Annotated in this window: 22 protein-coding genes and 1 pseudogene (1 of these 23 running past the window's edge); 18 read left to right on the top strand and 5 right to left on the bottom strand. The window is 48.6% G+C overall.

Annotated elements, in window-relative coordinates; translation table 11 throughout:
• Positions 1–11 precede the first annotated feature (11 nt).
• The 12 genes from JSQ80_RS08180 (at position 12) to ligA (ending at position 13,487) form a co-directional block, all read left to right on the top strand.
• Positions 12–848, top strand: coding sequence for a YegS/Rv2252/BmrU family lipid kinase (locus tag JSQ80_RS08180; protein ID WP_206094959.1), 837 nt, complete (start codon positions 12–14; stop codon positions 846–848).
• Between the two features lie 108 nt (positions 849–956).
• The gene (locus JSQ80_RS08175) at positions 957–1,700 is read left to right on the top strand and encodes a sugar phosphate nucleotidyltransferase (RefSeq protein WP_206094958.1); all 744 of its coding nucleotides are present in this window, start codon (positions 957–959) and stop codon (positions 1,698–1,700) included.
• Positions 1,701–1,712: 12 nt separating this feature from the next.
• Positions 1,713–2,261: a dTDP-4-dehydrorhamnose 3,5-epimerase gene (gene rfbC / locus JSQ80_RS08170; protein ID WP_206094957.1), complete on the top strand. Its 549-nt coding sequence runs from the start codon at positions 1,713–1,715 to the stop codon at positions 2,259–2,261.
• Between the two features lie 11 nt (positions 2,262–2,272).
• The gene (rfbB, locus tag JSQ80_RS08165) at positions 2,273–3,289 is read left to right on the top strand and encodes a dTDP-glucose 4,6-dehydratase (protein ID WP_206094956.1); all 1,017 of its coding nucleotides are present in this window, start codon (positions 2,273–2,275) and stop codon (positions 3,287–3,289) included.
• Positions 3,290–3,291: 2 nt separating this feature from the next.
• Positions 3,292–4,131, top strand: coding sequence for a dTDP-4-dehydrorhamnose reductase (gene rfbD, locus JSQ80_RS08160; protein WP_206094955.1), 840 nt, complete (start codon positions 3,292–3,294; stop codon positions 4,129–4,131).
• A gap of 18 nt (positions 4,132–4,149) precedes the next feature.
• Entirely contained in the window at positions 4,150–5,094 is a 945-nt protein-coding gene (locus tag JSQ80_RS08155; protein ID WP_206094954.1) for a glycosyltransferase, read from the top strand.
• Complete coding sequence (locus tag JSQ80_RS08150; protein ID WP_206094953.1) at positions 5,091–5,990, top strand: glycosyltransferase family 2 protein; 900 nt, start codon at positions 5,091–5,093, stop codon at positions 5,988–5,990. Before JSQ80_RS08155 ends, JSQ80_RS08150 begins: the two co-directional genes overlap by 4 nt.
• Before the next feature lie 73 nt (positions 5,991–6,063).
• Positions 6,064–7,470, top strand: a complete 1,407-nt coding sequence (locus JSQ80_RS08145; protein ID WP_206094952.1) for an undecaprenyl-phosphate glucose phosphotransferase — start codon at positions 6,064–6,066, stop codon at positions 7,468–7,470.
• Between the two features lie 78 nt (positions 7,471–7,548).
• Positions 7,549–7,677, top strand: a complete 129-nt coding sequence (locus JSQ80_RS29470) for a hypothetical protein (protein ID WP_254912208.1) — start codon at positions 7,549–7,551, stop codon at positions 7,675–7,677.
• Positions 7,678–8,028: 351 nt separating this feature from the next.
• Positions 8,029–8,739, top strand: coding sequence for a heptaprenylglyceryl phosphate synthase (pcrB, locus tag JSQ80_RS08140; protein WP_206094951.1), 711 nt, complete (start codon positions 8,029–8,031; stop codon positions 8,737–8,739).
• A gap of 202 nt (positions 8,740–8,941) precedes the next feature.
• Positions 8,942–11,338 (top strand): DNA helicase PcrA, encoded by a 2,397-nt coding sequence (pcrA, locus tag JSQ80_RS08135; RefSeq protein WP_206094950.1) that lies wholly within the window; start codon positions 8,942–8,944, stop codon positions 11,336–11,338.
• Between the two features lie 136 nt (positions 11,339–11,474).
• A complete protein-coding gene (gene ligA, locus JSQ80_RS08130) occupies positions 11,475–13,487 on the top strand; it encodes an NAD-dependent DNA ligase LigA (protein WP_206097517.1) in 2,013 nt (670 codons plus the stop codon).
• A gap of 182 nt (positions 13,488–13,669) precedes the next feature.
• Here the strand turns inward: ligA and JSQ80_RS29465 are convergent, their stop codons facing one another.
• The 4 genes from JSQ80_RS29465 to JSQ80_RS08120 all read right to left on the bottom strand — a co-directional run bounded on the left by JSQ80_RS29465 (position 13,670) and on the right by JSQ80_RS08120 (position 17,301).
• Positions 13,670–13,759 (bottom strand): putative holin-like toxin, encoded by a 90-nt coding sequence (locus JSQ80_RS29465; RefSeq protein WP_254912210.1) that lies wholly within the window; start codon positions 13,757–13,759, stop codon positions 13,670–13,672.
• 355 nt (positions 13,760–14,114) lie between these two features.
• Positions 14,115–14,204, bottom strand: a complete 90-nt coding sequence (locus JSQ80_RS29460) for a putative holin-like toxin (protein ID WP_272491095.1) — start codon at positions 14,202–14,204, stop codon at positions 14,115–14,117.
• A gap of 120 nt (positions 14,205–14,324) precedes the next feature.
• Positions 14,325–16,097 (bottom strand): alpha-glycosidase, encoded by a 1,773-nt coding sequence (locus tag JSQ80_RS08125; protein WP_206094949.1) that lies wholly within the window; start codon positions 16,095–16,097, stop codon positions 14,325–14,327.
• A gap of 175 nt (positions 16,098–16,272) precedes the next feature.
• Complete coding sequence (locus tag JSQ80_RS08120; RefSeq protein WP_206094948.1) at positions 16,273–17,301, bottom strand: LacI family DNA-binding transcriptional regulator; 1,029 nt, start codon at positions 17,299–17,301, stop codon at positions 16,273–16,275.
• Between the two features lie 275 nt (positions 17,302–17,576).
• Between JSQ80_RS08120 and JSQ80_RS08115 the strand changes: the two genes are divergently transcribed.
• From JSQ80_RS08115 to JSQ80_RS08100, 4 genes and pseudogenes are all read left to right on the top strand, one after another.
• Positions 17,577–18,881 carry a sugar ABC transporter substrate-binding protein gene (locus JSQ80_RS08115; RefSeq protein WP_206094947.1) on the top strand — a complete coding sequence of 435 codons (1,305 nt, stop codon included), beginning with the start codon at positions 17,577–17,579 and terminating at the stop codon, positions 18,879–18,881.
• A 159-nt stretch (positions 18,882–19,040) separates the two neighbouring features.
• Positions 19,041–20,433 (top strand): annotated as a pseudogene (locus JSQ80_RS08110) (carbohydrate ABC transporter permease).
• Complete coding sequence (locus JSQ80_RS08105) at positions 20,430–21,272, top strand: sugar ABC transporter permease (protein ID WP_206094946.1); 843 nt, start codon at positions 20,430–20,432, stop codon at positions 21,270–21,272. The pseudogene JSQ80_RS08110 and the gene JSQ80_RS08105 overlap by 4 nt, the downstream one beginning before the upstream one ends.
• 53 nt (positions 21,273–21,325) lie before the next feature.
• On the top strand, positions 21,326–23,773 hold the full coding sequence (locus tag JSQ80_RS08100) for a glycoside hydrolase family 31 protein (protein WP_206094945.1): 2,448 nt from the start codon (positions 21,326–21,328) through the stop codon (positions 23,771–23,773).
• Between the two features lie 142 nt (positions 23,774–23,915).
• Here JSQ80_RS08100 and JSQ80_RS08095 read toward each other — a convergent pair whose 3' ends face one another.
• Entirely contained in the window at positions 23,916–24,944 is a 1,029-nt protein-coding gene (locus JSQ80_RS08095) for a LacI family DNA-binding transcriptional regulator (RefSeq protein WP_206097516.1), read from the bottom strand.
• 244 nt (positions 24,945–25,188) lie between these two features.
• Here JSQ80_RS08095 and JSQ80_RS08090 point away from each other — a divergent pair, with 244 nt between their 5' ends.
• A complete protein-coding gene (locus JSQ80_RS08090) occupies positions 25,189–26,289 on the top strand; it encodes an ABC transporter permease (protein ID WP_206094944.1) in 1,101 nt (366 codons plus the stop codon).
• Positions 26,289–26,507: the start of an ABC transporter ATP-binding protein gene (locus JSQ80_RS08085; RefSeq protein WP_206094943.1), read on the top strand. It continues 516 nt past the right edge of the window; 219 of the gene's 735 nt are visible here — the first part of the coding sequence; it begins with the start codon at positions 26,289–26,291; the stop codon falls past the right edge of the window. The genes JSQ80_RS08090 and JSQ80_RS08085 overlap by 1 nt, the downstream gene beginning before the upstream one ends.

The following is a 26,507-nucleotide window of genomic DNA, read 5'->3' as shown; positions in this document are numbered from 1 at the left end:
CATTCCATCAAATGAAAAGTGCTAAATTGATTTTTTGTCCAAATTCTAGATATAAGAGAATGAAAAATATAATTCCTAATATTCTAAATTTATTAGATAGTAACAATATTGAGACTTCAATAACGTTTCCGGGCAATAAAAATATTGAAGCATTTTCCTGTGAGATTGAAAATAGTCGATCTGAATTATTAATTGTAGCTGGTGGAGATGACATTCTGCATCAAATAGTGAATATTGTTTCGAAAAAAGAGAAAAGACCGAAAATTGCAATTTTACCCATTGGAGAAAGAAATGATTTTGCTAATGCATTAGGGATTCCTAGTAATATTAAGGACGCATTTCAAAACATTCTTTTACAAAAATCTAAGATTATTGATGTTGGAAAGTTGGAAGAGGAGTATTTTATTAATTATTGTGGTGTTGGTTTCATTACATCAAGCAATTACAAAAAAATGTTGTTTGATGTTGCTGCTAACTTATTAAACCCAATATCAAGCAACATGAAAATTATTATTGATGATGATATCCTCATAGAAGAAGAACTTGCAGCTATCCTTGTTCTGAACAGGAACTTTTTTATAAGGAATTTAGAGCAGCATCCCACTTTAAATGATGGCTTACTAGATATGATTTTTTTTAAAAAATCGTGTACTAAAGATTATTTTAAGAGTTTATATAATCTACATAGAGGGGAGGTGTCATATGATTCAAATGTCATATATAGGAGAGCACATAAATTAAATATAATTAGTGATGAAACTATGGACTACTTTATAGATGGTAAAAGAGGAACATTTATTTCAAAGGAGATAAATGTTCTGCAGTCTCATTTAGAGTTTTTATGTTGAAATTTTCTTGTGATTTTCAATAATGAATAATGGCTTTTTAAACAATATAGATGAAATATGTCTTTTGTAATAGGTGATACAATTACTATAAAAAAGGAGATAAAATGAATGAAAGGGATAATTCTTGCAGGTGGTACAGGATCACGTCTTTTTCCTTTAACTAAAGTAACTAATAAACATTTACTTCCAGTAGGCAAATATCCTATGATTTTTCATGCGGTAAATAAATTAAAACAAGCTAGTATCCATGACGTCTTAGTTGTTACGGGTAAAGAACATATGGGTGAGGTCGTTAATCTCCTTGGCAGTGGCCGTGATATGGGAGTTTGCTTTACCTATAAGGTTCAAGATGAAGCAGGCGGTATTGCTCAAGCGCTCGATTTAGCAGAACAATTCGTAGGAAACGATCAAATGGTCGTAATCTTAGGTGATAATGTATTTGAAGATGATATCGTCCAATATGTAGACAATTTCCGCCAACAAAATCAAGGGGCTAAGATACTCCTTCAACAAGTCCATGATCCAAAACGATATGGTGTTGCAGAGTTACAGGGCGATCACATTGTTTCTATTGAGGAAAAGCCACAAGAACCAAAAAGTAACTACGCTGTAACGGGAATATACATGTTTGACAGCAATGTGTTTGAAATTATAAAAACACTTAAGCCGTCAGGACGTGGTGAACTTGAAATCACAGATGTTAATAATGCTTACATAAAGCGAAATGAACTTACATTTGATGTTCTTCAAGGTTGGTGGACAGATGCCGGTACTCATGCATCACTTGCACGAGCGAACGAACTCGCCAAAAGTATTACGTTTGGTGAAGAGTTTGGTAAACTGAAGTTGTAAGGAGAGTTATTCATGAAGGCTGAACCTTTATCTCTATCAGGTGCACATATTATTGAACCGGTAATCCATGGGGATCATCGGGGCTTTTTTATGGAAAGCTATAATGAACAGAAGTTGAAGGAACAAGGGATTTTATTCAATTTCATTCAAGACAATCAATCTCTGTCTGCTGAAGCAGGCGTGGTAAGAGGATTGCATTATCAGCTTAATCCTAAGGCGCAGACTAAGTTAATCAGAGTCATTTCTGGGGCGATATATGATGTGATAGTTGATATTCGCAAGAACTCACCAACTTTTGGTCAATGGGTCGGAGTTACCCTGAGTGAGCATAACCACCGTCAGCTTTTGGTGCCTAAGGGGTTTGCGCATGGGTTCTGCACGCTAGTCCCCAATACACAAGTCTTATATAAAGTTGATGAATATTATTCACCTGAGCATGATCGCGGGATTTTGTGGAATGATCCAGCCTTGGGTATTGACTGGCCGACATCAAAGCCAATATTGTCTGATAAGGACAAGGCACATCCTGTCCTCAAAGAAGCAGAAATAAATTTTGAATAGGAGATAGTCTAGTGAAATTACTCGTAACTGGTGGAGCTGGATTCATCGGAAGCAATTTTGTCATTTACATGCTTAACAGATATCCTGATTATAAAATTGTAAACGTAGACGCATTAACTTACGCTGGTAATCTTGAAAACTTGACTGATATTCAAGACAACCCAAACTATCGTTTTGTTAGAGCGGATATTGCAGACGTTCAAGCGATGGAGCAACTGTTTAGCGAAGGTGTCGACGTAGTTGTTAACTTTGCAGCAGAATCTCATGTGGATCGAAGCATTCTAGAACCTGAGATTTTCGTGAAAACCAACGTATTGGGAACTCAAGTGCTCCTTGATGCAGCTAAAAAACACGGAGTGACGAAGTTCGTCCAGGTATCTACAGACGAGGTTTACGGCACTCTAGGAGAAACGGGTTTATTCTCTGAAACGACTCCGCTAACGCCTAATAGCCCGTATTCGGCTAGTAAGGCAGGGGGAGATTTGCTGGTACGGGCGTATCATGAGACGTTTGGGCTGCCAGTAAATATAACGCGTTGTTCTAATAACTATGGACCTTATCAGTTTCCTGAGAAGCTCATCCCATTAATGATTGCCAATGCTTTGAACGACAAGCAGCTTCCGATTTATGGGGATGGACTTAACATTCGTGACTGGTTGTACGTTGAGGATCATTGCAGTGCAATCGATTTGGTTATTCATAAAGGCAGCAATGGTGAAATTTATAATGTAGGCGGTAATAATGAGCGGACGAACATCCACATTGTTAGAACGATTCTAGAGCAGCTTGGCAAGCCAGAATCATTAATCAAATATGTTGAAGACCGACTTGGACATGATCGTCGCTATGGAATCGACGCGACTAAGATAACGGCCGAACTCGGCTGGAAGCCTAAGCATACTTTTGAAACGGGGATTGAAGAAACAATTAGCTGGTACTTGAATAACCGGACATGGTGGGAGAGAATTCAGTCTGGAGCGTACCAAGCTTATTATGAACAACAATATGGGAAACGGCTGGGGGAGTAAGAATGAACATACTCGTAACAGGCGCTAATGGGCAATTAGGGGCGGACGTAGTCCGCCTCTTTTCTGAAAAAGGACATCATGTAGTTGGACTGGGTAGAGCACAATTAGACATTACGGACGAGATCATGTGCAACAATGTAATTGGTGAAATACAACCCGATGCAGTTATCCACTGTGCAGCCTATACAGCGGTGGACAATGCAGAAGCGGATCAAGATAATGCCTATTTAGTTAATGCCATTGGAACAAGAAACATCGCCGTTGCCGCAGAACGTGTAAAGGCCAAAATATGCTACATTAGTACGGACTATGTGTTTGACGGCACGTCCTCTAGTCCCTATTATGAGTATGACAATACGAATCCATTGACCGTGTACGGGAAATCGAAGCGGGCAGGAGAACAATTGGTACAATCCTTATGTTCTCGTTGGTTTATTGTAAGAACGTCCTGGGTGTACGGAGTTTCAGGTAACAACTTCGTGAAGACGATGTTGAAATTAGGCAGAGAACGAGAATCATTGCAGGTGGTAAATGATCAATGGGGATCGCCAACTTACACCTGTGATTTGTCATTATTTTTAGAGGAGCTTGTAGCGACTGAAAAGTATGGTATTTATCACGCCTCTAATACCGGAATATGCTCGTGGTATGAATTTGCCCAAGCCATTTTTGAAGAGGCAAAAATGCCTGTCAAGGTTGAACCTTGCACGACAGAACAATTTCCGCGTCCAGCGCCGCGTCCCCGGTATTCGGTTATGGAGCCAATGGCTATTCGAACAAATGGTTTAACACCAATTCGACATTGGCGAGAGGCGTTGCAAGATTATATCAATCATCGATAGAACTGGATGTGAATGAGAGTGGGAGCTCGTCGGGATAAAGTCCAAATTGTTATGTCGACCTTTAACGGGGAAAAATATTTGGCCGAACAGCTTAATAGTCTGATGGAGCAAACCCATTCTCATCGCTGCATTACGATTCGAGATGACGGTTCCTCAGACAGTACATCGACAATTATTAATGAATATGTATTTAAATATCCAAGTGAATTTGAAGTCTTTTATAAAAAGAATATTGGTGTCATTGCGAGTTTTTTTGAGCTTTTGACGAACTATGTTCATGATGATACGGATTATGTATGTTTCTGTGATCAGGATGATGTGTGGAAGCCACATAAGTTAGAGAGAGGAATACGTTACTTAAATCAGTTTTCAGGGGATGAGCCTGTAATGTATTTTACTCCTACACTAATGGTGAATGAAACGTTGCAGCCAATTAACTCTTGGCCCCCTTCACCGCATCGGCGGACATCTTTCTTTAATGCGCTTGTCGAAAATGTGGCAGTTGGAGCTACGATTATGATTAATCGTCCAGCTATTGACCTGATAAAGGTTAAGCCCCCTCATCCTAAGAATATTGTCATGCATGATTGGTGGGTGTATTTGGTAGTCTCTGCATTTGGTAAAGTGGTATACGATAAGGAAGAGAGCATTTATTACCGACAACATCAAAATAATGTCGTTGGCGGGCAAAGCGGGATCGTTGATATGTGGGTACAAAAATGGAGAAATTATCAAAAGCATTGTGAAAGTAAAATCTACTGGAATCAAGCTAAGGAATTCGAACGATGCTGGGGAGAGCATCTCCCTGCAAAGTTAAGAGCAGAACTGCACGAGTTTCTGCTTCCTGATAGAGGATTTTTGAAACGAACGAAATATGCTCTATCAACATCTCTATACCGCCAGTCTACGTTGGACAATCTCGTACTCCGTCTTATGATGATTCGAGGAGACATAATCAAATGATAGACCTATCCATTATCATCGTTAATTATAATACGAAGCAGTTAACCTTGAACTGTCTGGAGTCCGTTTATCGATCGGTAACGGACTGCCAATTTGAAGTCATTTTAATCGACAATGCCTCACGCGACGATTCAGTACAAGTCATTGGAGAGCAATACCCTCAAGTAAAGCTTATCGCCAATGAACACAACCTGGGCTTTTCCAAAGCCAACAACCAAGGGATGCGTGTTGCGGAGGGGCGTTATGTTCTCCTTCTTAACTCCGATACGGTTATTCAACCGGATACGCTCGACATCATGATACGCTTTATGGATGAGCATCCTGAAGTGGGCGCATCAGGGTGTAAGGTCGTTCTTCCTGACGGCTCTCTGGACAAAGCATGTCGACGGGGATTCCCGACGCCAGCTGCAACCTTCTTCTACGTGTCTCGCTTATCGAAGCTGTTCCCCAAAAATCCGCGAATCAACGCGTACCACCGTGAAGATTTAGACCCTGATCAGGCTTATCCGATTGATTGTCTCATTGGAGCATTCATGATGGTGAGACGTGAGGCTATCGAGCAGGTCGGGATGCTGGATGAAGACTTTTTTATGTATGGGGAAGATGTTGACTGGTGTTACCGCATAAAGCAGGCGGGCTGGGTCAACTATTACTATCCAAAGACGAAAATTGTTCACTATAAGCGGGCAAGCAGCCGGAATAAACCTTTTAAAATCACGTATGAATTTCATAGAGCGATATATGTCCTCTACAATAAACATTTCAAACAGCAATATCCGTTTTGGGTGAATGCGCTGATGTATGCCGGTATGGGCGCAAAGTTGGCTGCAGCTTTGACATTGAACGCGCTAGCGAAAGGCTTGGCCATTTTTCGGAGACCGCAAACAAATAAATAACAACCATTCCCTTACAGTATGAATCTCTAGTATAATGGTCTTAATCAAATACGGTAAAATGAGGTTCTTATACATGATTCGCAAAAATCAGAAGTTTTTGTCGAAAATATATATGATTTTCGATATTCTCGTCATCGCAATCGCATTCGGATTGGCTTGGTGGGTAAAATTCGATAGCGGCTGGTTGGATAACGATGGCTCATTGTCTTACAGGACTTATATGGGGTGGGGAGTGGTATACGCGGCAACCGTTATTGTTGTTGGCACCATGTCTTCGCTATATCATTTCCATCGGAAAAAGCGGTTCTCGGATCAGCTTGTCCGCATCATTCAAACGCATGCGATTAGCTTGTTCGTGTTGCTTAGTTTGTTGTTCTTCTTCAAACAAGTCCATATCTCCCGTGAATTCCTGGCGGTCTTCGTAGGGACTGCCACAATGGGAACTATCGTCTATAGATACACGGTTAAGGTTATGCTGCGCTCCTTGCGCCACAAAGGGTATAACAAGCAATTTATTATTATCCTGGGGGCAGGGACTCTGGGGAAACGCTTTTATGAGAATTTGCGCAATTACCCGGAAATGGGTTACGAGGTTATCGGATTTTTAGATGATCGGGCACAGTGGGATTCCATTGAAGAGAAACGGTATGAACCCATTCTAGGAACTCTGAATGAATTAGAGCAAGTGCTGAATGACAAATTAATCGACGAAGTAATCATCGCTCTTCCGTTGGACGCACATCATAAGTTCCCGGACATCATTGAGGTCTGTGAAAAAGCAGGAGTAAGGACGCTCATCATTCCGGACTTCTTCGATTATCTGCCTTCACGGCCGTACTTTGATAACTTTGCGGGCATGCCCATGATTAACGTGCGGGACATTCCGCTCGACGTATTGCGAAATAGAGTATTTAAGCGTGCCTTTGATATCGCCTTCTCATTAGTCGCCATCATCATAACGCTGCCAGTCATGCTTGTCATTACGATAGGAATTAAGCTAACCTCCCCGGGTCCAATTATTTTTAAGCAGGAGCGGGTTGGATTGAACCGGCGGCATTTCATGATGTACAAGTTCCGTTCCATGAAAATAAGCTCAGAGAAGACTTCAGATACGGTGTGGACAACGGAAAATGACCCGCGGCGGACGAAGTTTGGTTCTTTCTTGCGCAAGACAAGCTTGGATGAGCTGCCTCAGTTCTTCAATGTACTGTTTGGGCATATGAGCGTGGTTGGTCCGAGACCGGAGCGTCCGTATTTTGTGGAACAATTCAAAGAGGAGATACCTAAATACATGGTGAAGCACCATGTCCGCCCTGGTATTACCGGTTGGGCTCAGAGCAACGGCTTGCGTGGAGACACTTCTATTGAGGAGCGCATTCGTTACGATATTTTCTATATTGAGAACTGGTCTTTATTATTTGACATTAAAATTATTTGGAAAACGGTAATCAACGGATTCATCAATAAAAATGCTTACTAAAAATATCATGTAACAGGTATAATTCAAACTCTTTTCTCCCCAAACTGTGAATACCATCACGCTTTGGGGAGTTGTTGTATGATGAATCAACATGAAAAGGATATAGAAACCGATAATACGGAAGTAGGCCGTGGTTGGGTCATCGCCTTTTTACTCGGTACGGTCACGTGGATCGCTATTGCCGTCATGGTCATCCGTGTATTCTAACTTTCTGATACTGCAATCACTGTATCCCTCCACGTTGTATACCTTATACACAATACGTTTCTCCATCATTTTCACCGTGACATATCTTCCCGTTTTTATTACAATAAGAACATACATTCTCTTAGAGGCATGCGACCAATATATTCAGTCTTCTCTTCATTGACACCCCCCACCTGCACCCTTAGACTTAACTTTGGTACACTATATATACGAGCATAATTGAAGCGAAAGCTCTTTGGCGACGACATGTAATTTTGAACAGAATGCGGCCTTCGCGAATGCAGTAATCCTGCTCGTGGCATGTGTGCTGCATGATGCGTGAAAGAGCGACGGACTTGGAGGAACACAACCTTGAATACGCCTGTTATACCTATAGACTCGTGGCGGCACGTGTTCAAATTGGACCCGGATAAAGAAATTGACGATGAAGCATTGAACCGGATATGTATGTCCGGCTCGGATGCAATCGCAGTCGGCGGGTCGAGCGGGGTGACGTTTGAAAATACGGTTGATCTGTTGGCGCGCATTCGGCGGTATGAGCTGCCGGTCGTGCTGGAGGTATCCAACCTGGATGCCGTAGTGCCAGGATTCGACGCGTACCTCATCCCAATGGTGCTGAATACGCCGAATCCGGATTGGATCATTGGGCAGCACCAGCGTGCGATACAACAGTATGGTTACATGATTCCATGGGATTTGCTAATACCGGAGGGCTACATTATATTGAATCCTGATGCAACGGCGGCCAAGCTTACGGAGGCGGATGCGGGCATAACCACTGCGGAGACGGTTGCGCATGCGCAAGTGGCGGACAAGCTGATGCGTTTACCCATCGTGTATGTTGAATATAGCGGCATGTATGGCGATATGGAGCGGGTGAGCAAGGTGAAGGGCGCTCTTCGCCAAGCGCAGCTATTCTATGGCGGTGGCATTCGCACCACTGAGCAAGCAAGAGCCGCCGCAGCAGCGGCACATACGGTCGTGGTAGGCAACATTGTATATGAAGATTTGGATGCGGCCATAGCTACGGTAGAGGCTGTAAAGGCTGCTCCATTGAATTAGCGCCTAATGATTAAGACAAGCACGAAATATCGGCATACTAGCCAAGAGGATAGATTTATTTTTGGATGAGCGGCATGAATCAGCAACATTATTTGTCATTGCATAGACCCAGTGCTTATTCATCTGGCGGATACGGCACATCTATTAGACGCAGATAATTATGCCGTCTCTGTTTTTCCAGCAGAAAGGAGATTTCGCACTTATGTTTGAATTTTTGGAATCCGGTGCAAAGGCAGAAGCTTCGAGCGCCAATATGGACATTCAGGAAGCGATTAAGCGCCTGAATCCGGAGCAGCGCCGCGCGGTAGAGACGACGGAAGGGCCGCTGCTTATTATGGCGGGGGCGGGCTCAGGGAAGACGCGTGTGCTGACGCACCGCATCGCTTACCTTATCGCTACGCGCAAAGCGGCTCCGTGGAGTATTTTGGCGATTACATTTACGAACAAAGCATCCCGTGAAATGCAGGATCGGGTAGCGAAGCTGGTTGGTCCGGAAGGGCAGGATATTTGGGTGTCGACGTTCCACTCCATGTGTGTGCGCATCCTGCGCCGGGATATCGAACGAATCGGATACACGTCCAATTTCTCCATTCTCGATTCGGCTGACCAATTGTCTGTTATTCGCGGCTGTATGAAGGAATTGAATTTTGATACCAAAAAGTTCGAGCCTAAGGCAGTTCAGGCGGCGATCAGCAGCGCGAAAAACGAGCTCGTCTCCCCGGAACGGTTCGAGCAGAAGATTGGCGATTACTTCGACGGCATCGTCGCGAAGGTGTACAAGCTGTACCAGAAGCGGCTGAAGAGCAACAACTCGCTCGACTTTGACGACTTGATCATGTCAACGATCCAACTGTTCAAGGAAGTGCCCGAAGTGCTCGATTTTTATCAGAAAAAGTTCAAGTACATTCACGTCGACGAGTATCAGGATACGAACCGCGCGCAATATATGCTGTGCCGCATGCTGGCGGATCAGCATCAAAATATTTGCGTGGTCGGGGATAGCGACCAATCTATCTATCGCTGGCGCGGCGCGGATATTACGAATATTCTGAACTTCGAAGAAGATTATCCGAAGGCAACCACAATCCTTCTCGAGCAGAACTATCGTTCCACCGCTAATATTTTGAATGCGGCGAATGAGGTCATTAAGCAGAACGCGGGACGCAAACCGAAGAAGCTGTGGACCGATTCCGGCGAAGGCAACAAGATTAAAATATATCAAGCGGACACGGAGCACGATGAAGGTTACTTCGTCACGGCCGAAATCAAGAAGAACCAAATGTCCGGCTTATCGTACAGCAAGCATGCGATTTTGTATCGGACGAACGCCCAGTCGCGGGTAATCGAGGAAATTCTCATCAAGTCTGAAATACCGTATCAGATCGTTGGCGGCATCAAGTTCTACGACCGCAAAGAAATTAAGGACTTGCTTGGGTACCTGCGTTTAATTTCCAATCCGAACGACGATATCAGCTTGGATCGCATCATCAATGTGCCGAAGCGGGGCATTGGAGCAACGACTATGGCCAAGCTGTCCGACGCTGCTGCGGCACGGGGCACGTCTGTCATGGAAGTCATAGCTAATATGGATGATTTGGATATTGCTCCGAAAACCAAGGGCACGCTGCGTGAATTCCGGGCGATGATCGATGGTTTGCATCATATGGTCGAATATTTGTCTGTTACGGAACTGACGGAAAAAGTGCTGGAAATGTCAGAGTACAAGCTGGAGCTGCAGCGGGAAAACACGCTGGAATCAAAGGCGCGGCTAGAGAACATCGATGAGTTCCTGTCGGTAACGCAGGAGTTCGAGCAGCGCAGCGACGACAAGTCGCTCGTGTCGTTCTTGACCGACTTAGCCTTGATTGCGGATATCGATTCGGTGAATGATACCGACGAAGAGCAGGAAGAAGCGGTTATCCTGATGACGATGCACAGTGCCAAAGGACTGGAGTTCCCTGTCGTCTTCATCATCGGGATGGAGGAAGGAGTCTTCCCGCACAGCCGTGCCTTCAGCGACAGCGAAGAGCTCGAAGAAGAGCGCCGCCTCGCCTATGTAGGCATTACGCGCGCAGAACAGCAGCTCTTCCTGACGTGCGCGCGGACGCGCACACTGTTCGGACGGACGAATGCCAATCCGCCTTCACGCTTCCTCAGGGAAGTGCCGGAAGAACTGATGGAAGACGCATCTCCGTCAGGCACGCGCTACGGCGGGGGCGACCGTTACGGAAGAAACGCATCCTCCGCCTCCTATGGCGGGCGCGGTCTTGGCTACACCGGTGGTGCTGGTGCGAACCAAGTAAACGATTCAGGCGCATCTGGACAGGCGCCGGGCGGATGGCGCACATCCACGCCCAAAAGCAATGCGCCGGCCGCCAGCGGAGTTACCGTTACGACCTCGCTTGACAAAGCGAAGCAGGGAGGCGCGCAAGACGGCAGCTTCCAAGCCGGCGACAAGGTATCCCACGCCAAGTGGGGCGTCGGCGTCATCGTCTCCGTCAAAGGGACGGGCACGGATACGGAGCTGCAGATTGCCTTTCCGGCGCCTGTTGGTGTTAAGCGTCTCTTGGCTGCATTCGCGCCGGTCACGAAAGTATAAATGAACAGCAGGTGGCATAACCTGGTGCAAGATTGTAAATACGCAATTATAAAGGTAATTGTTGAACAACCTTTTGCAATATGATGCAGAACTGAGTAGGAAAGGGGCAACCTCCGTGTCGAATGCACATTCCCGCATGGAACAACTTGTGGCCGAACTGAACCGTTACAATTATCATTATTACACGCTCGACGAGCCCGTCATTGCGGACAAAGAGTATGACAAGCTGTATGACGAGCTCGTCGCGCTGGAGCGAGAAACGGGGGTTGTATTGCCCGATTCACCGACGGTTCGGGTCGGTGGCGAAATCCTGAAAGGATTCGATCCGCATCGCCACTTGTCGCGGCTGTGGAGCTTGGACAAGGCTCAGAATGAAGACGATCTGTATGCTTGGAATCAACGGGTTTTGCGTCTTATTCAAGATTACAACACGAAAAATCCAGAAGCGGAGCCTCTTCCTGCGCCCGCTTATGTGGTCGAGTTGAAATATGACGGCCTGACTTTGAACCTGACTTATACAGATGGCCAGTTGGTCCAGGCGTCGACGCGCGGGAACGGTGTCGTCGGCGAGGCGATTTTGCCTCAGGTAAAGACGATCCGCTCTGTTCCGCTGACGATTCCGTACAAGGATGGCACGATTGAAGTGCAGGGGGAAGGCATTATGAACCTTTCTGTGCTGGATGCCTATAATAAGACGGCGGCCGAGCCGCTTAAGAATGCGCGCAATGCGGCGGCGGGAGCGCTCCGCAACCTGAACCCGCAAGTAACGGCGCAGCGGAAGCTGAGCGCTTTTTTCTATAATGTTGGTTATTCCGATGACGCAGCATTCACGAATCATCAAGAAATGATGGAATTTCTGCGATCGAATCATTTCAAGGTGAATCCATATATTACGTACTTCGATACGATAGAAGAAGTCCGTGCGGAACTGCATCGCGTGCAGGAGCAGCGCCCATCCCTGGATTATTTAATCGATGGGGCAGTCGTGAAGATTACCGATATGCGCACGCGCGAGGTGCTCGGCTATACGGACAAATTCCCGCGCTGGGCCGTTGCCTTCAAGTTCGAGGCAGAGGAGACGACGACCGTGCTGGAGTCGGTCAATTGGGAAGTCGGGCGCACGGGGAAAATTACGCCGGTTGCGCGCGTGGAAGCAGTGGAGCTCGCCGGGGTGACTGTGCAGAACTGCACCTTGAACAATGTCGGCGACATTGAGCGCAAGAACCTGAAGCATGCGCTGGGCGCACGTGTTTTCATCCGCCGTTCGAATGATGTCATTCCCGAAATTCTTGGCCGCGTGCCTGATGAAGAGGATGGCGAGGAAATTGTGTATCCAACGGAGTGCCCGGCGTGTGGTTACACGCTGGAGATGCGCGGCGCGCATCTGTTCTGCAACAACAAGCTGAATTGCAAGCCGCAGATTGTGGCCCGCTTGGCGCACTTCGCTTCACGCGATGCGATGGACATCGAGACGTTCAGCGTCATGACGGCGGAGCAGCTGCACGACGAACTGAACGTGCATGAACCCTCCGACCTGTATGCGCTCGCCTTTGAGCAGTTGGTCGGTCTCAACCGCTTCGGAGAGAAGAAGGCGAACAACCTGTTAGAGGCGCTGAACAAAAGCAAGACGCGCGATCTGGCAGCCTTCTTGTTCGCGCTCGGCATTCCGAATACGGGCAAGACGACGACGCGGGCGCTTGCAGATCACTTTGGGACGCTCGATGGCGTCATGCAAGCCTCGGCCGAAGAGCTAATCGCCATTCCGGATGTGGGCGATATCGTGGCGGACAGCATCGTAACTTATTTCGCCGATCCGATGAACCGGGCGAGCATCGACCGCATGCTTGAGCTTGGCGTGCAGCCGCAAGCGGTGGAGAAGCCTGCGCCGGTAAGCGAGGATTCGTTCTTCTACGGCAAGACGGTTGTGCTGACAGGGACGCTGCACCTCATGACGCGCGATGAAGCAACAGAGAAGCTGGAGGCGTGCGGCGCGAAGGTGACGGGCAGCGTATCGAAGAAGACCGATCTTGTCGTCGCAGGAGAGAAGGCGGGCAGCAAGTTGGCAAAAGCCGAACAGTTGGGCATTCCCGTAATTACGGACGAGAATGAGCTCGTGCGGCTGTTGAATGAGGCGCTGGGTTCCGATTAAACTGCTGCTGCTCTTCGGACCACCGTTGAACAGTAAGAATATGTATGATACAGTAAGTGTATAATAAAAAGAAGATCGCAGCGCCAACTGCGACCTTCTTCCCACAATAACCGCATGAAGAGCGGTTGGCTTAATTAGGTGAGCAATCTAAAAAGTAGACCGCAGACCTTGGTGAGGGCGGTCTACTTTTTCTTTAAGTAAGTGAGCAAAGCAAGAATGAACATCCCAAAGAGGAACATTAGACTCAACGCTTCAAATACGCTCACTGGCATCACCTCCCTTGCAGGAGACTAGCCAACCGCCCAAAAGCCATTATTGTGTTCCTATGACTATATCATAATTTTTCCAGTTAAACTATATGAGTTGAAACTTATATAGCAGAACATGTGTGTTAAATAATTGAGGCCGATGAAACAGTTTGGGCGCTGATGTGTATGGTGAGTTCGCTCATCCTGACTATTCTACGGACCACAGTTGAACAGTAAGAATATGTATGATACAGTGTGTGTATAATAAAAAGAAGATCGCAGCGCCAACTGCGACCTTCTTCCCACAATAACCGCATGAAGAGCGGTTGGCTTTTTATAAGGTGCGAAAGTAGACCGCAAACCTTGGTTGGAGGGCGGTCTACTTTTTCTTTAAGTAAGTGAGCAAAGCAAGAATGAACATTCCAAAGATGAACATTAGACTCAACGCTTCAAATACGCTCACTGGCATCACCTCCCTTGCAGGAGACTAGCCAACCGCCCAAAAGCCATTATTGTGTTCCTCTGACTATATCATAATATTTCCAATTAAACTAGATAGTGTTGCTCCTGCACCGTTTGCGGGTACGAACTACTGACTCGACTGCAATATGCGCCAGCCCATATCCCCGACCTCGACTTGCAAGCCTTTGCTATTTCCGACTAGCATCTCGCCCGTATCGGACTTCGCTCCGACATCGATACTTTGCCATTCACCCTCACAGATTTTCAAGGTTACCGTCCGTTTCTGCTCGGATCCGTTCAGCACGAAGAGCCAACGCCCGTCCGCATCTGCCCGCTCATATGCAATGACCCGGTCTTTCTCCTCCGCATGAATGAAGCGGAAGCTGCCCGTCCGCAAGGCGGAGTGCGCATGCCGCAGCGCGATCAGGCTGTGATAATATTGGAGCAGCCCGGTATCTTGCCCCTTTTCATCCCATTCCATGCATTTGCGGCAGCCCGGATCATGATCTCCGTCCAAACCTACCTCATCACCATAGTAAATGCACGGCGTGCCCAAGAACGTCAACTGGAACAGCGCAGCTAGCTTCATTTTGCGCTTGTCGTTGCCGCAGAGCGTCAACAGACGGGGCGTATCATGGCTGTCCAGCAGGTTGAACATAACCTCGTTGGCCTGCAGCGGGTAGCTTGCCAACTGATGCTGGATTGCCTGCGCGAATCCAAGTCCGTCAATCGCCTCTTGCGCAAAAAAGTCATGCATCGCGTACGTGAATGGATAGTTCATGACCGCATCGAACTGGTCTCCCTGCAGCCACATCATGCCCTCATGGAACATTTCGCCCAAAATATAAGCGTCTGGGTTGACGGCTTTGACCGTTTGGCGGAATTCACGCCAGAACTGGTGATCCACTTCGTTAGCGACATCGAGACGCCAGCCGTCGATGCCGACTTCTTCAATCCAGTAGCGGGCCACATCGAGTAAATAGGTCTTTACTTCAGGATGCTCCGTATTCAGCTTCGGCATCATCGGCGTGAACGCAAATGTGTCGAAGGTCGGCACGCCGTCAATGACCTCGAGCGGGAACTGCCGGACATGGAACCAATCCTTGTAAGCGGACTGTTCGCCTTTTTCCAGCACGTCAACAAAAGGCGGGAACGTGTGTCCGCAATGATTGAACACCGCATCAAGCAGCACCCGAATGCCGCGGTCGTGGCACGCTTGCACCAATTCCTTCAGCTTTTCATTCGTGCCGAAATGGGGGTCTACCTTCATGTAGTTTTTCGTATCGTATTTATGGTTTGAAGTCGCCTCAAAAATAGGAGTGAAATAAATCGCCGTTATACCGAGCTGCTCCAAATGATCGAGGTGATTCAGAACTCCTTGCAGGTCGCCGCCAAAATAGTTGTCCGGCTTCGGCTCGCCGCCCCAAGGCTGCACATCCTCCGGATCGGTGCTTGGATCGCCATTGGCAAAGCGTTCCGGGAAGATTTGATAGAACACGGCATCCTTCACCCAAGCCGGAGGCGCAAAGATGTCCGCCGGGTTCAGGAACGGGTACTCGAACCAACTTTTGGTCGGTTCCGGCGTTTCCTGCTGGAAGCCGCGCTCGGTCATCCATACCGTGTCATGCCCATCCTCGAGCTTGAAGGCATAGGCGAGACGGCGGAATGGCGGGAGCGTCTCCGCTTGCCAATAATCGAATAGCTCATCCTGATACATGCGCGTCATCGGAACAGAGGTGGTTGTCTCTATTCCTTCCCAGCTGTTGAATTTATCCCCGTAATAGACGGTAACCTGTTCCACGTCATTTTTCTTCGTCCGAATCCGAACATGAATGGTTTGGCGGTCATATGCATAGGCCCAGTTCTGCTTCGGGCGGTGGTAAATGGCTTCGAGCAACATAATAATGTCCTCTCCTTTGACTTATATCGAACTGCTTGCAATCTTGCAGACTGACTAACGTACGATAACTATTTCATAGGGGATAGGGCCACTAGGTAACTGGAGAACATGAACGGTTAGGTCTAATAGCCAACCGCTTCTTGTTTCGCCGCGGCGGTTCATCCTGATACAGAGATTACGTTACGCCATCGGGAGGCGCAACCGACCTTCGCCATATCAGCTGATGCGGGATGATGATGCGCGCCTGCTCGAATCCCTCGCCTTTGATGCGCTGAATAAGAGCCTGAACCGTCGATTGGCCCATTTGATACATGCCGATATCGACGCTCGAAATTTGAGGCAAGCACATTTCAGCGAGCGACGTGTTGTTGAATCCGACGACGCTGCAATCCTCCGGAACCCGGAGCCCGTTATTCCACAGCGAGCGAATGATGCCGAAGGCAACGACGTCATCAATTGCGATGATGGCGGTCGGACGCTCTTCCAGCTTCAATATCTGCCCGGTAATGTGCATCGCCGAGTCAGGCGTGAATGCGCCTTCAAATACATACTCGCGCCGGAACGGAATCCCCCCATCAAGCAAGGCTTTGCCATACCCGTCCAACCGGTCTTTCGATACCGTCAATTCGAACGGCCCGCTGACGAAGCCAATGCGGCGGTGCCCGAGTCCTATTAGATGGCGGGTAATCGCCTGCGCGGCTGCAATGTTGTCGTTATCCACGGAAGTAATATCGCTATAATCTTCACTGCGCCCGACGAGCACGAACGGGAACTTTTTCTCCCGCAAGAACGATATATTCGGATCCTCCCGCTGCGAGGCGAGCAAAATAATGCCGTCGACGTTGCGACCCTGTACGAGCCGCTCCACCGCTTTCCATTCTTCTATTTCATTGGTGCTGGTGGTCATCAAAATATCATAGCTGCTGGAAGCTGCCTTCGTCACAATGCCCCGGATGATTTCGGAGAAGAACTGGTTCTGGAACAATTCATCTGCAGGGCGGGGGAGAACAATGCCGATATTGTGCGTTGTTTTCGTTACTAAGCTCTTGGCCATCAGGTTTGGATGGTAACCAAGCTCTTCCATGACCTTGCGCACTTTGCGGCTCGTCTTCTGGCTGATGCGCGGATCGTTCGAGATGACGCGCGATACCGTAGAAGGCGAGACGCCAGCCTTTTCGGCCACATTAATTATGGTTACTGCCATCGGGAAACCCTCGCTTACTGTAATAATCTCAAGTATGACTCACAGTATAAAATAAATTATTTTTTTGTGCAAACGGTTTACAAGATAAAACTTGAATTGTATAATCCTCATATACGCAACCGCTTACAAAGCCTTTGTGTGGAAGGTTTTATTTTTTTAATGATTTGTGCAAAGGTTTGCACAAATCATGGAATTATTTTGCATCATGGTACCTCAGCTTCAACTTTTGCACGCTTGAAATCAACAGACATGCACAATTGAAAGGGGATTCACACATGAAGAAATGGGTAGTAACGCTTTTGTCGGTCATGATGGTATTTACAATTACGGCTTGTTCCTCAGGCGGCGGCAATAATTCGTCGAGCGGAGCGGGAACAACGACAGAAGCGACGGAGTCGACAGACACGGCGGCGGACAGCGGGGCAGCGGAAAGCGATCAGTTGGTTCCTGAGGAAGGAGCAAGCTTGGTCGTATGGGAGAGTAAAGAAAGCCGTGCTTTCATTGAGGCGATTGCCAAAGATTTTACGGCGAAGTACAACGTTCCCGTCAAGTTCGAAGAAGTGGCGGCTCCTGACCAAGTCAACAAGCTTGTCAATGACGGTCCGGCCGGCATTGCCGCGGATGTCGTAGTTTTCCCGCACGATAACTTGGGGAAAGCGGTAACGGCAGGCCTCGTGTTCCCGAATGACTACCATGAAGCGCAAACGCGTGAAGCCAACTCCGAACTGGCAGTCAATGCGGCATCCTACGATGGCATTCTGTACGGATATCCGCGCTCTGTAGAAACTCTCATCATGTTCTATAACAAAGACTTGCTGCCAGAACCGCCTAAGACGATGGAAGAGGTCGTTGAGCTATCCAAAAAAATGAATGATATCCCGAACAAAAAATATACGTACATGTGGGAAATCGGCAACTTCTATTACGACTACATGTACCTGGCGACGACAGGCGGCTACGTGTTCGGCAACAATGGTAGCGATAAAGCGGACATTGGCCTGAACAACGAAGGTGCGGTTAAAGGGGCGCAGTTCCTGCAGCAGTTCGCGAAGCAGGTGCTTCCATTGACGACATCCGATGTAACGGGCGACGTAAAAAAAGGCTTGTTCACAAACGGCCAGCTGGCAATGAACATCGATGGTCCATGGGCGATTCAGGAATTGAAAAAAGCGGGCATCAACCTTGGCGCAGCGGTGATTCCGAGCATCAATGGCGAGCCTTCCAAGACGTTCTCCGGCGTGAAAGCTTGGTATGTCAACTCTTATACGAAATATCCGAACGCTGCTAAACTGTTCGCAGAATTTGCATCGACCAAAGAAGCTCAGATAAAAGCCTTCGAATTAAACGGTGTCGTTCCTTCCAACAAAGAGGCGGCAGCTGATCCGACAGTAGCCAACGATCCGTTCACCGTTGCGGTACTGGAACAGTTCAAGAACTCTTACCCGATGCCGGCCATTCCTGAGATGGGCAGCGTGTGGAGCCCAATGGCGGCAGGACTTGCGGACGTGCTGAACAAAGGAAAAGATCCGAAAGCGGCGCTTGACAACGCCGTACAGCAAATTAAAGACGCCAATAAATAATAGAGTGAGTTCAATAAAATCCTTTCAAAAGAGGCACATTGAACGCTTGCTAAAGAGAGAGAAAAGAAGCCCGGGGGAGCAATCGCTCGCCCGGGTCGTTTAAATTGGTTGGACTGACATGACATCACGATATTGGATAATGAGAAAGGAGAGTCCTTTATGAGCACTCGACAATCGGCTTCTTCGAGTGATGCGCAATCCGCATTTCATCAGACAGGGCCGACGCCAAACGAGACGCAGGGGAAATACGCCAGTAAAGCTGCCGTGCTTTCCGGTGTGTTCTGGGGTCTCGGGCAACTATTTAACCGTCAGTATCTCAAAGGAATTCTGCTCATGCTGTGTGAAGCCTTGGGGCTTTACTACTTAATCAATGAATTGCCGCGCGCGCTATGGGGATTGTACACGCTTGGAGAGACGCCTGCGCAAATGCAGAAGGTCGGCAAGCTGTACAAGATGGTGCCAGGCGATCATTCTATCTATCTCATCATTAAAGGTTTAATTACGCTGCTTGTCCTGTTCATATTTATATGGATGTATATCCTGGTAGTGAAGGACGCGCTTGCGGTCGGACGCCTGCGTGAACGGGGCGAGACGCCGAATCGCTTCCTTCAAAGCTTGGAGTATGTAAAAGAGAACAAATTCGCTTACTTGTTCTTGGCTTTGCCTACAGCAGCCGTATTGTTCTTTACGATAATGCCGATCATCTTCATGATCCTGCTCGCCTTCACGAACTACTCGGCGCCTGAACATATCCCGCCGGCGAAGCTGGTCGATTGGGTCGGATTGCAGAACTTCAAGGATTTACTGCAGCTTGGAACATGGAGCGGCACATTCTATGGCGTATTGACGTGGACGATTATTTGGGCCATCTTGGCTACCGTCACTTGTTATTTCGGCGGCATTCTAGTAGCGCTGCTGGTTCAACAGGCTGGAATTCGCTTCAAGACGATGTGGCGCACCATCTTCATTATTCCGTATGCGATTCCGACAAATGTTGTCGTTCCTTATTATGCGCAACATGTTTAACGGTGAATTTGGTCCGATCAACCAATACTTGAGTTATTTCGGTTTAGGCAAGCTTCCTTGGCTGTCCGATCCGTTCTGGGCCAAAGTAACGGTGCTTATGGTCAATATGTGGGTAGGGATCCCGGTAACGATGGTGCTTGTCATCGGCATATTGACGACGATTCCGAAGGATATGTATGAAGCCGCGGATGTTGACGGGGCAACGGCATGGCACAAATTCCGGTCCATCACGATGCCGATGATTTTGTACTCAACAGCACCGATTTTGATTGGGCAATTTGCAGGGAATATCAATAACTTCAACGTCATCTTCCTGATGACCAACGGGAACCCGCCTAACGGCGAATACCAATATGCGGGCAGCACCGACTTGCTTGTCACCTGGCTGTACAAGTTGACGCTGGATAACAACAAGTTCAATATTGCGGCAGCCATCGGGATCATTATCTTCATTATTGTGGCCTCGCTATCGATATGGAGCTATCGCCGCACACGTTCGTTCCGAGAGGAGGATCTCATCCAATGAGTGTGGGGAAAAAGAAAAACTCAAAGCTGCGGCTCGCATTTAGTTATCTGTTGCTCATCATCATTGCAATTAGCGTATTTTATCCGACCATTTGGATTTTGATGTCCTCCATCCGGCCGGGAACGTCCATTTACAGCGATACGTTAATACCGCGCAATCCGACATTCGAGCATTATGTCAGCTTGTTCACATCGGAGCAATATCAATATGGCCGCTGGTATTTGAATACATTGAAAATTGCGACCTTCAACATGATCTTCGGTGTCATTTTGGTCGTCATGACCGCTTACGCACTGTCGCGCTTCCGGTTCTACGGACGCAAAAATTTGATGTCGGGGATGCTGGTGCTCGGCATGTTCCCTGGATTTATGAGCATGATCGCCGTATATATCCTGCTGATGCAGCTTAATTTGCTGGATACGCATATGGCCCTGATTTTGGTGTACTCGGCGGGAGCTCCGTTAGGGGCGTTTGTCGTCAAAGGTTTCTTCGATACCATTCCGAAGAGTCTGGAGGAATCGGCCCGGATTGACGGCGCCTCCCACTGGACCGTATTTCGGAAAATTATGCTGCCGCTTTCCAAGCCGATGATCACATACGTCGGGCTTACCACTTTCGCCGGCGCGTGGGGCGACTTTATCTTTGCCCGTCTTGTGCTGCGGACGAAGGAGAAATGGACGCTTGCCATTGGGTTATGGGATATGGTCAACAACGCATCGACCAACTTTACGATGTTTGCGGCCGGCGCCGTGTTGATTGCCATTCCGATTGCGCTTCTGTACTTATTCCTGCAGCGATTCCTTGTGGAGGGACTTACTGCCGGGGCAAGCAAAGGTTAATAGAAGCGTGAACAGGATCGAATTAGAAAACAAGAGGAGCAGGAGGGATTACGATGCTAGACACAAGTGCAGCGATACACCCGGAGAATGCAAGCCAGCATACAGAGAGAAGCACCGGCGTGCAGCTCGGGATGATTACACAGATTACCGAACAGAACAATGCGCTTCTGCTGATGGGGGAGCATTTTAATCTGGCAATCGCTTTGGTAGACGGCGGCTCGATTCGCATCAAAACGTTCCGCGGACAAGAGCCGAATTGGAAGACAACGCCCGCGATTGCAGCGCCAGAGTCCCAATCTCAAGTGCCGCTGCAATGGACGGCAGGCGAGGAGCGGGTGTCGGTCGTTAGCGGGAACACAACGGTTGACATCAATCGGAAGACGGGTTCCCTGTCCATTCGCAACGGAGAACAACAAGCAAATATCGTCAGCGTGCAGCGGAACCGGGAGTCTGTGGGCGATTATGCGGCATTTATTTCGCTGGGCGAGGATGACCATATTTACGGGCTTGGGGAAAAGACAGGATTTCTGGATAAGCGCGGTGAGCGCTATACGATGTGGAATACCGACGTATACGCCCCTCATGTGCCGGAAATGGAAGCCTTGTATCAATCCATTCCTTTTCTTACGATGCTGAACAACGGCAAGGGCTATGGATTGTTCTTGGACAATCCAGGCAAGACCGTGTTTGATATGCGGTCCTATGCGAACATGGCCATGCTTCAAACCTGGACGGGCGAGCTTGATCTGTATTGGATTGAGGGGCCTACCTTAAAGGAAGTTATTGTCCGCTACAGTGAGCTGACCGGCCGCATGCCGCTGCCGCCGAAGTGGGCGCTCGGTTATCACCAATCACGTTATAGCTATATGGATGAAAAAGAAGTGATGGATCTGGCGCATACGTTCCGCGAGAAGAAGATTCCTTGCGATGTCATCCATCTCGACATTCATTACATGAACGGCTATCGCGTCTTTACGTTCGATGAGAGCCGCTTCCCGAATCCGGAGCAAATGATGGCAAGGCTGCGCGAGCTTGGCTTCCATATCGTTCCGATCGTGGATCCGGGCGTGAAGAAGGATCCAATGTATGCCGTCTATATGGAAGGCGTCGACGAGGATTTCTTCTGCAAAACGGCCGAAGGAGACATATACACCGGTCCGGTCTGGCCGGGAGAGAGCGCGTTCCCGGACTTCACCGAATCGCGCGTGCGTGATTGGTGGACGGAGAAGCAGCGCTTCTATACGGACCTGGGCATTGACGGCATTTGGAACGACATGAACGAGCCAGCCATCTTCAATGAGACGAAGACGATGGACGTCAACGTCATGCACGGCAACGAAGGAGACCGCAAAACCCACGGCGAGCTGCACAATCTATACGGCATGTGCATGTCCCAAGCAAGCTATGAAGGGTTGAGGGCGCTGCTCGAGGGCAAGCGGCCGTTCGTCCTGACCCGCGCCGGCTACAGCGGCATCCAACGCTATGCGGCCGTGTGGACAGGCGACAACCGCAGCTTCTGGGAGCATATGTCGATGGCGATGCCGATGGTGCTCAACCTGGGGATGTCAGGAGTTCCGTTTGCGGGACCGGATATCGGGGGCTTTGCCCATCATACGAGCGGCGAGCTGCTGGCGCGATGGATGCAGATGGGTGTCTTCTTCCCGTACTGCCGCAATCACAGCGCCATTGACATGCTGCGGCAGGAGCCTTGGTCGTTCGGCGAAGAGGTCGAGCGCATTTGCCGGCAGTACATTTCATTGCGCTACCAATGGATGCCTTATCTGTATCATTGGTTCTATGAGGCCTCGCAAACGGGGCTTCCGGTTATGCGTCCGCTTGTGCTTGAATATCCGGACGATCCGCAAACATACAATTTGTGCGACCAATTCCTTGTGGGCGATTCGGTTATCGTGTCGCCGGTTTACCGCCCGAATACGGAATGGCGGTCCGTGTACTTGCCGGAAGGCGAATGGGTGGATTATTGGAGCGGGGAGCGCTATGCGGGCAAGCAGCACATTCATGTGCACGCTCCGCTTGCGAAGCTGCCGATCTTTATTCGCGCAGGGGCTATTTTGCTGGAAGGGCCGGTTCGCCAATATGCGGACGAGGCGGTTGCGGATGAGTTCGTGACGGCATCCATCTATCTGCAAGGCCGAAGCGGGACGAGCAGTCTGGAATGGTATGAGGACGATGGCCTGACATTTGCCTATGAGGACGGGAAATGGAGCAAGATGCTGATTGAGACGATGGAGACCGAGCAGGCGCTGAACGTAACGGCGAAGTACACTGCCCGCGGCTATGAGCCGCAGCGGGCAAGCATCCAGTTCCGGATCGTCGGCCTTGCTGCTGCTCCGCAAGGAGTGGCTGGCTCGGGCGGGCAGGTTCAGGTTGCGCAGCTGGCGCAGCAAGCATCAGGCTGGGCTTATGATGCAGAGCGCGGCGAGCTGTTGTTGAAGCTGCCTGACACTGCGGATGGAATCGAATTGAATATAGTGTTGTAAAGAAAAAAGAACTGAAAAAGCGATGGAGCATACGGCTGAGCAGCCGGGATGTTCCATCGCTTCTTTTATTAATAACTCTTTCTCGTTACGCTTTACGGAAGCGTATTTGTTTTGAACTATGATCACGCGTCATCGCACTTGCTTATGTATCTGAATGCAACTCCGTGACTGAATCACGCCATACGAGCTGATGCGGAATAATGATTCGGGCTTGCTCGAAGCCGTCGCCCTTGATGCGCTGGATAAGCGCTTGAACCGCCGAGCTGCCCATCTGATAAATACCGATATCGATACTGGCGATGGGAGGCAGGCACATCTCAGACAACAACGTATTATTGAAGCCGACCACACTGCAATCCTCCGGCACGCGCACGCCGCTGCTCCGCAACGAACGAATGATGGCGAATGCGACGACATCATCGATCGCGACAATGGCCGTCGGCCGTTCCTCCAGCTGTACAATTCGCTTGGTTATCCGCGCAGACGATTCCTGAGTGAAATCGCCTTCCAAGATGAACTCCTGGCATGCAGGGATTCCCGCCTCGAGCAATGCTTTGCGATACCCATCCAGCCTATCCTTCGATACCGTTAAATTGAACGGGCCGCTCACAAAGGCAATTTTGTGGTGGCCCAATTGGATCAGCTTGCGGGTAACGTCATACGATGCGGCAATATTATCGTTATCCACCGAAATGATGTCCACATACTGATCGCTGCGTCCAACCAGCACGAATGGGAACTTTTTGTCCCGCAAAAAGGAAATAATCTGATCGTCTCTGCGGGAGGACAATAGAATGATGCCATCCACATTTCGGCCATGCACCAATCGTTCGACTGCCTTTTCTTCTTCCACATGGCTCGTTCCGGCTGTCATGAGCACATCGTAGCGGCTGGAAGCGGCCTTTGTGACGATACCGCGAATGATTTCGGAGAAAAATTGGTTCTGAAACACTTCATCCGCAGGGCGAGGCAGGACGATGCCCAGGTTGTTCGTTGTCTTTGTGACCAGACTCTTCGCAAGCAAATTCGGGTGGTACCCCAGCTCTTCCATTGCTTTGCGGACTTTGCGGGACGTCTTCTGGCTAATGCGCGAATCATTCGAGATGACACGTGACACGGTAGATGGAGATACGCCCGCTCTTTCAGCTACATGAATAATCGTTACGGCCATCGGATTGACCTCGCTTTGCGAAATATATCCAGAGTATAAGCCAAAACCGGATCGGGTGCAAAGCATTTGCGGCAATAAATCAGACGCCTGTGAACAATTCGTTTCTTTCAATTGTAATGTGACGTTCACATTCGGTTCATGTTCTCTTTCTACAATAATAGAAGTCCGGAGCGACATCCTGATATACACCCGGCGGGACAATATCATATTGCTGTGAAACTAGATAGATTGGAGTGGATGAATCATGTTTTTGGCTATCCGTGAGTTGAAGCATGCGAAATCAAGATTTGTGCTCATCGGATTCATTATGGTGCTGGTCGCTTGCCTGACGTTAATCGTATCGGGACTGGCGAATGGACTATCGGGGGACAATGCGTCTGCGATACAACATATGAATGCGGACTACATGATATATCAAGCTGACACCGACTATAAATTAACTCGTTCCGTCCTATCGCGGGACAAGCTTGATGAAGTGAAGAAGCAGGACGGAGTAACCGATGCTGCGCCGCTCATTCAGACGATGCTGACCGTAACGCAGGAGCATTCGGCGAAGAAGTCGGACGTTGCCTTGTTCGCTATTGAACAAAACAGCATGCTGATGCCTGACGTTATTGAAGGCAAATCGCTGTCCGGAAACGGAAAGCATGAAATTGTGGTCGACGCTTCTCTGAAAGAAGACGGAGTGAAGCTGGGCGATGTGCTGACGATTAAAGATACGACCGCCACGATGAGTGTCGTCGGTTTTGTTCAAAATCAAATGTTCAGCCACGCGCCTGTCGTGTACATGGATATGGAAGGACTGGAATCGCTGATGACGGAAACAGGCCAGCCAATGCCTCGTTTAAGCGCGATTGCGATTAAGGCCGGCGGTAATATTCAAAATGCGCTGGCAGGTAAAGTAGAGGGTATTGATATCGCCACCAAAGATCAAGCGCTGCAAGGCATTCCCGGTTTTAAGGAAGAACAGGGCTCCTTGACAATGATGATCGGATTTTTGGTCGTCATTGCCGCATTCGTTCAAGCTGTATTCTTTTACGTGATTACGCTGCAGAAAACAAACCAGTTCGGCGTGCTCAAAGCCATTGGAGCCAGCACATTTTATTTGGCTAAAAATTTAATCGGGCAAGTGTTGATCTTGGCAGTCGTGTCCGTGGCTATCAGCATCGGCTTGACCTTCGGCGTCAATGCCGTGATGCCGGACAGCATGCCGTTTGACTTGGGAGCAAACGTCTTAATTCAATACTCAGGCTTGCTTGTGCTCGTATCTGTCCTTGGCGCGCTGCTGTCTTTGCGCCGGATTGCCGCGGTAGATGCGATTGAAGCGATTGGGAGGGTGGAATAATGTGCGCGAAGTTGGTTCTTGAGCAAGTAAACAAAGTATACGGCGAAGGGGAAACGGTTGTTGCTGCGCTGAAAAATGTATCGTTGCAGGTGGAAGAAGGGGAATTTGTTGCCGTTGTGGGCCCTTCGGGCTCGGGGAAGAGCACCTTCTTATCAATTGCAGGGGCACTGCTCACGCCTTCAAGCGGACGTATTCTAATTAACGGGACGGATATTGCA

It is taken from the genome of Paenibacillus apiarius (assembly GCF_017052585.1).
GTDB classification, from domain to species: Bacteria; Bacillota; Bacilli; order Paenibacillales; family Paenibacillaceae; genus Paenibacillus_B; species Paenibacillus_B apiarius.
The sequence above is the reverse complement of the archived record's forward strand: the minus strand, read 5'-3'. Positions and strand labels throughout refer to the sequence as shown.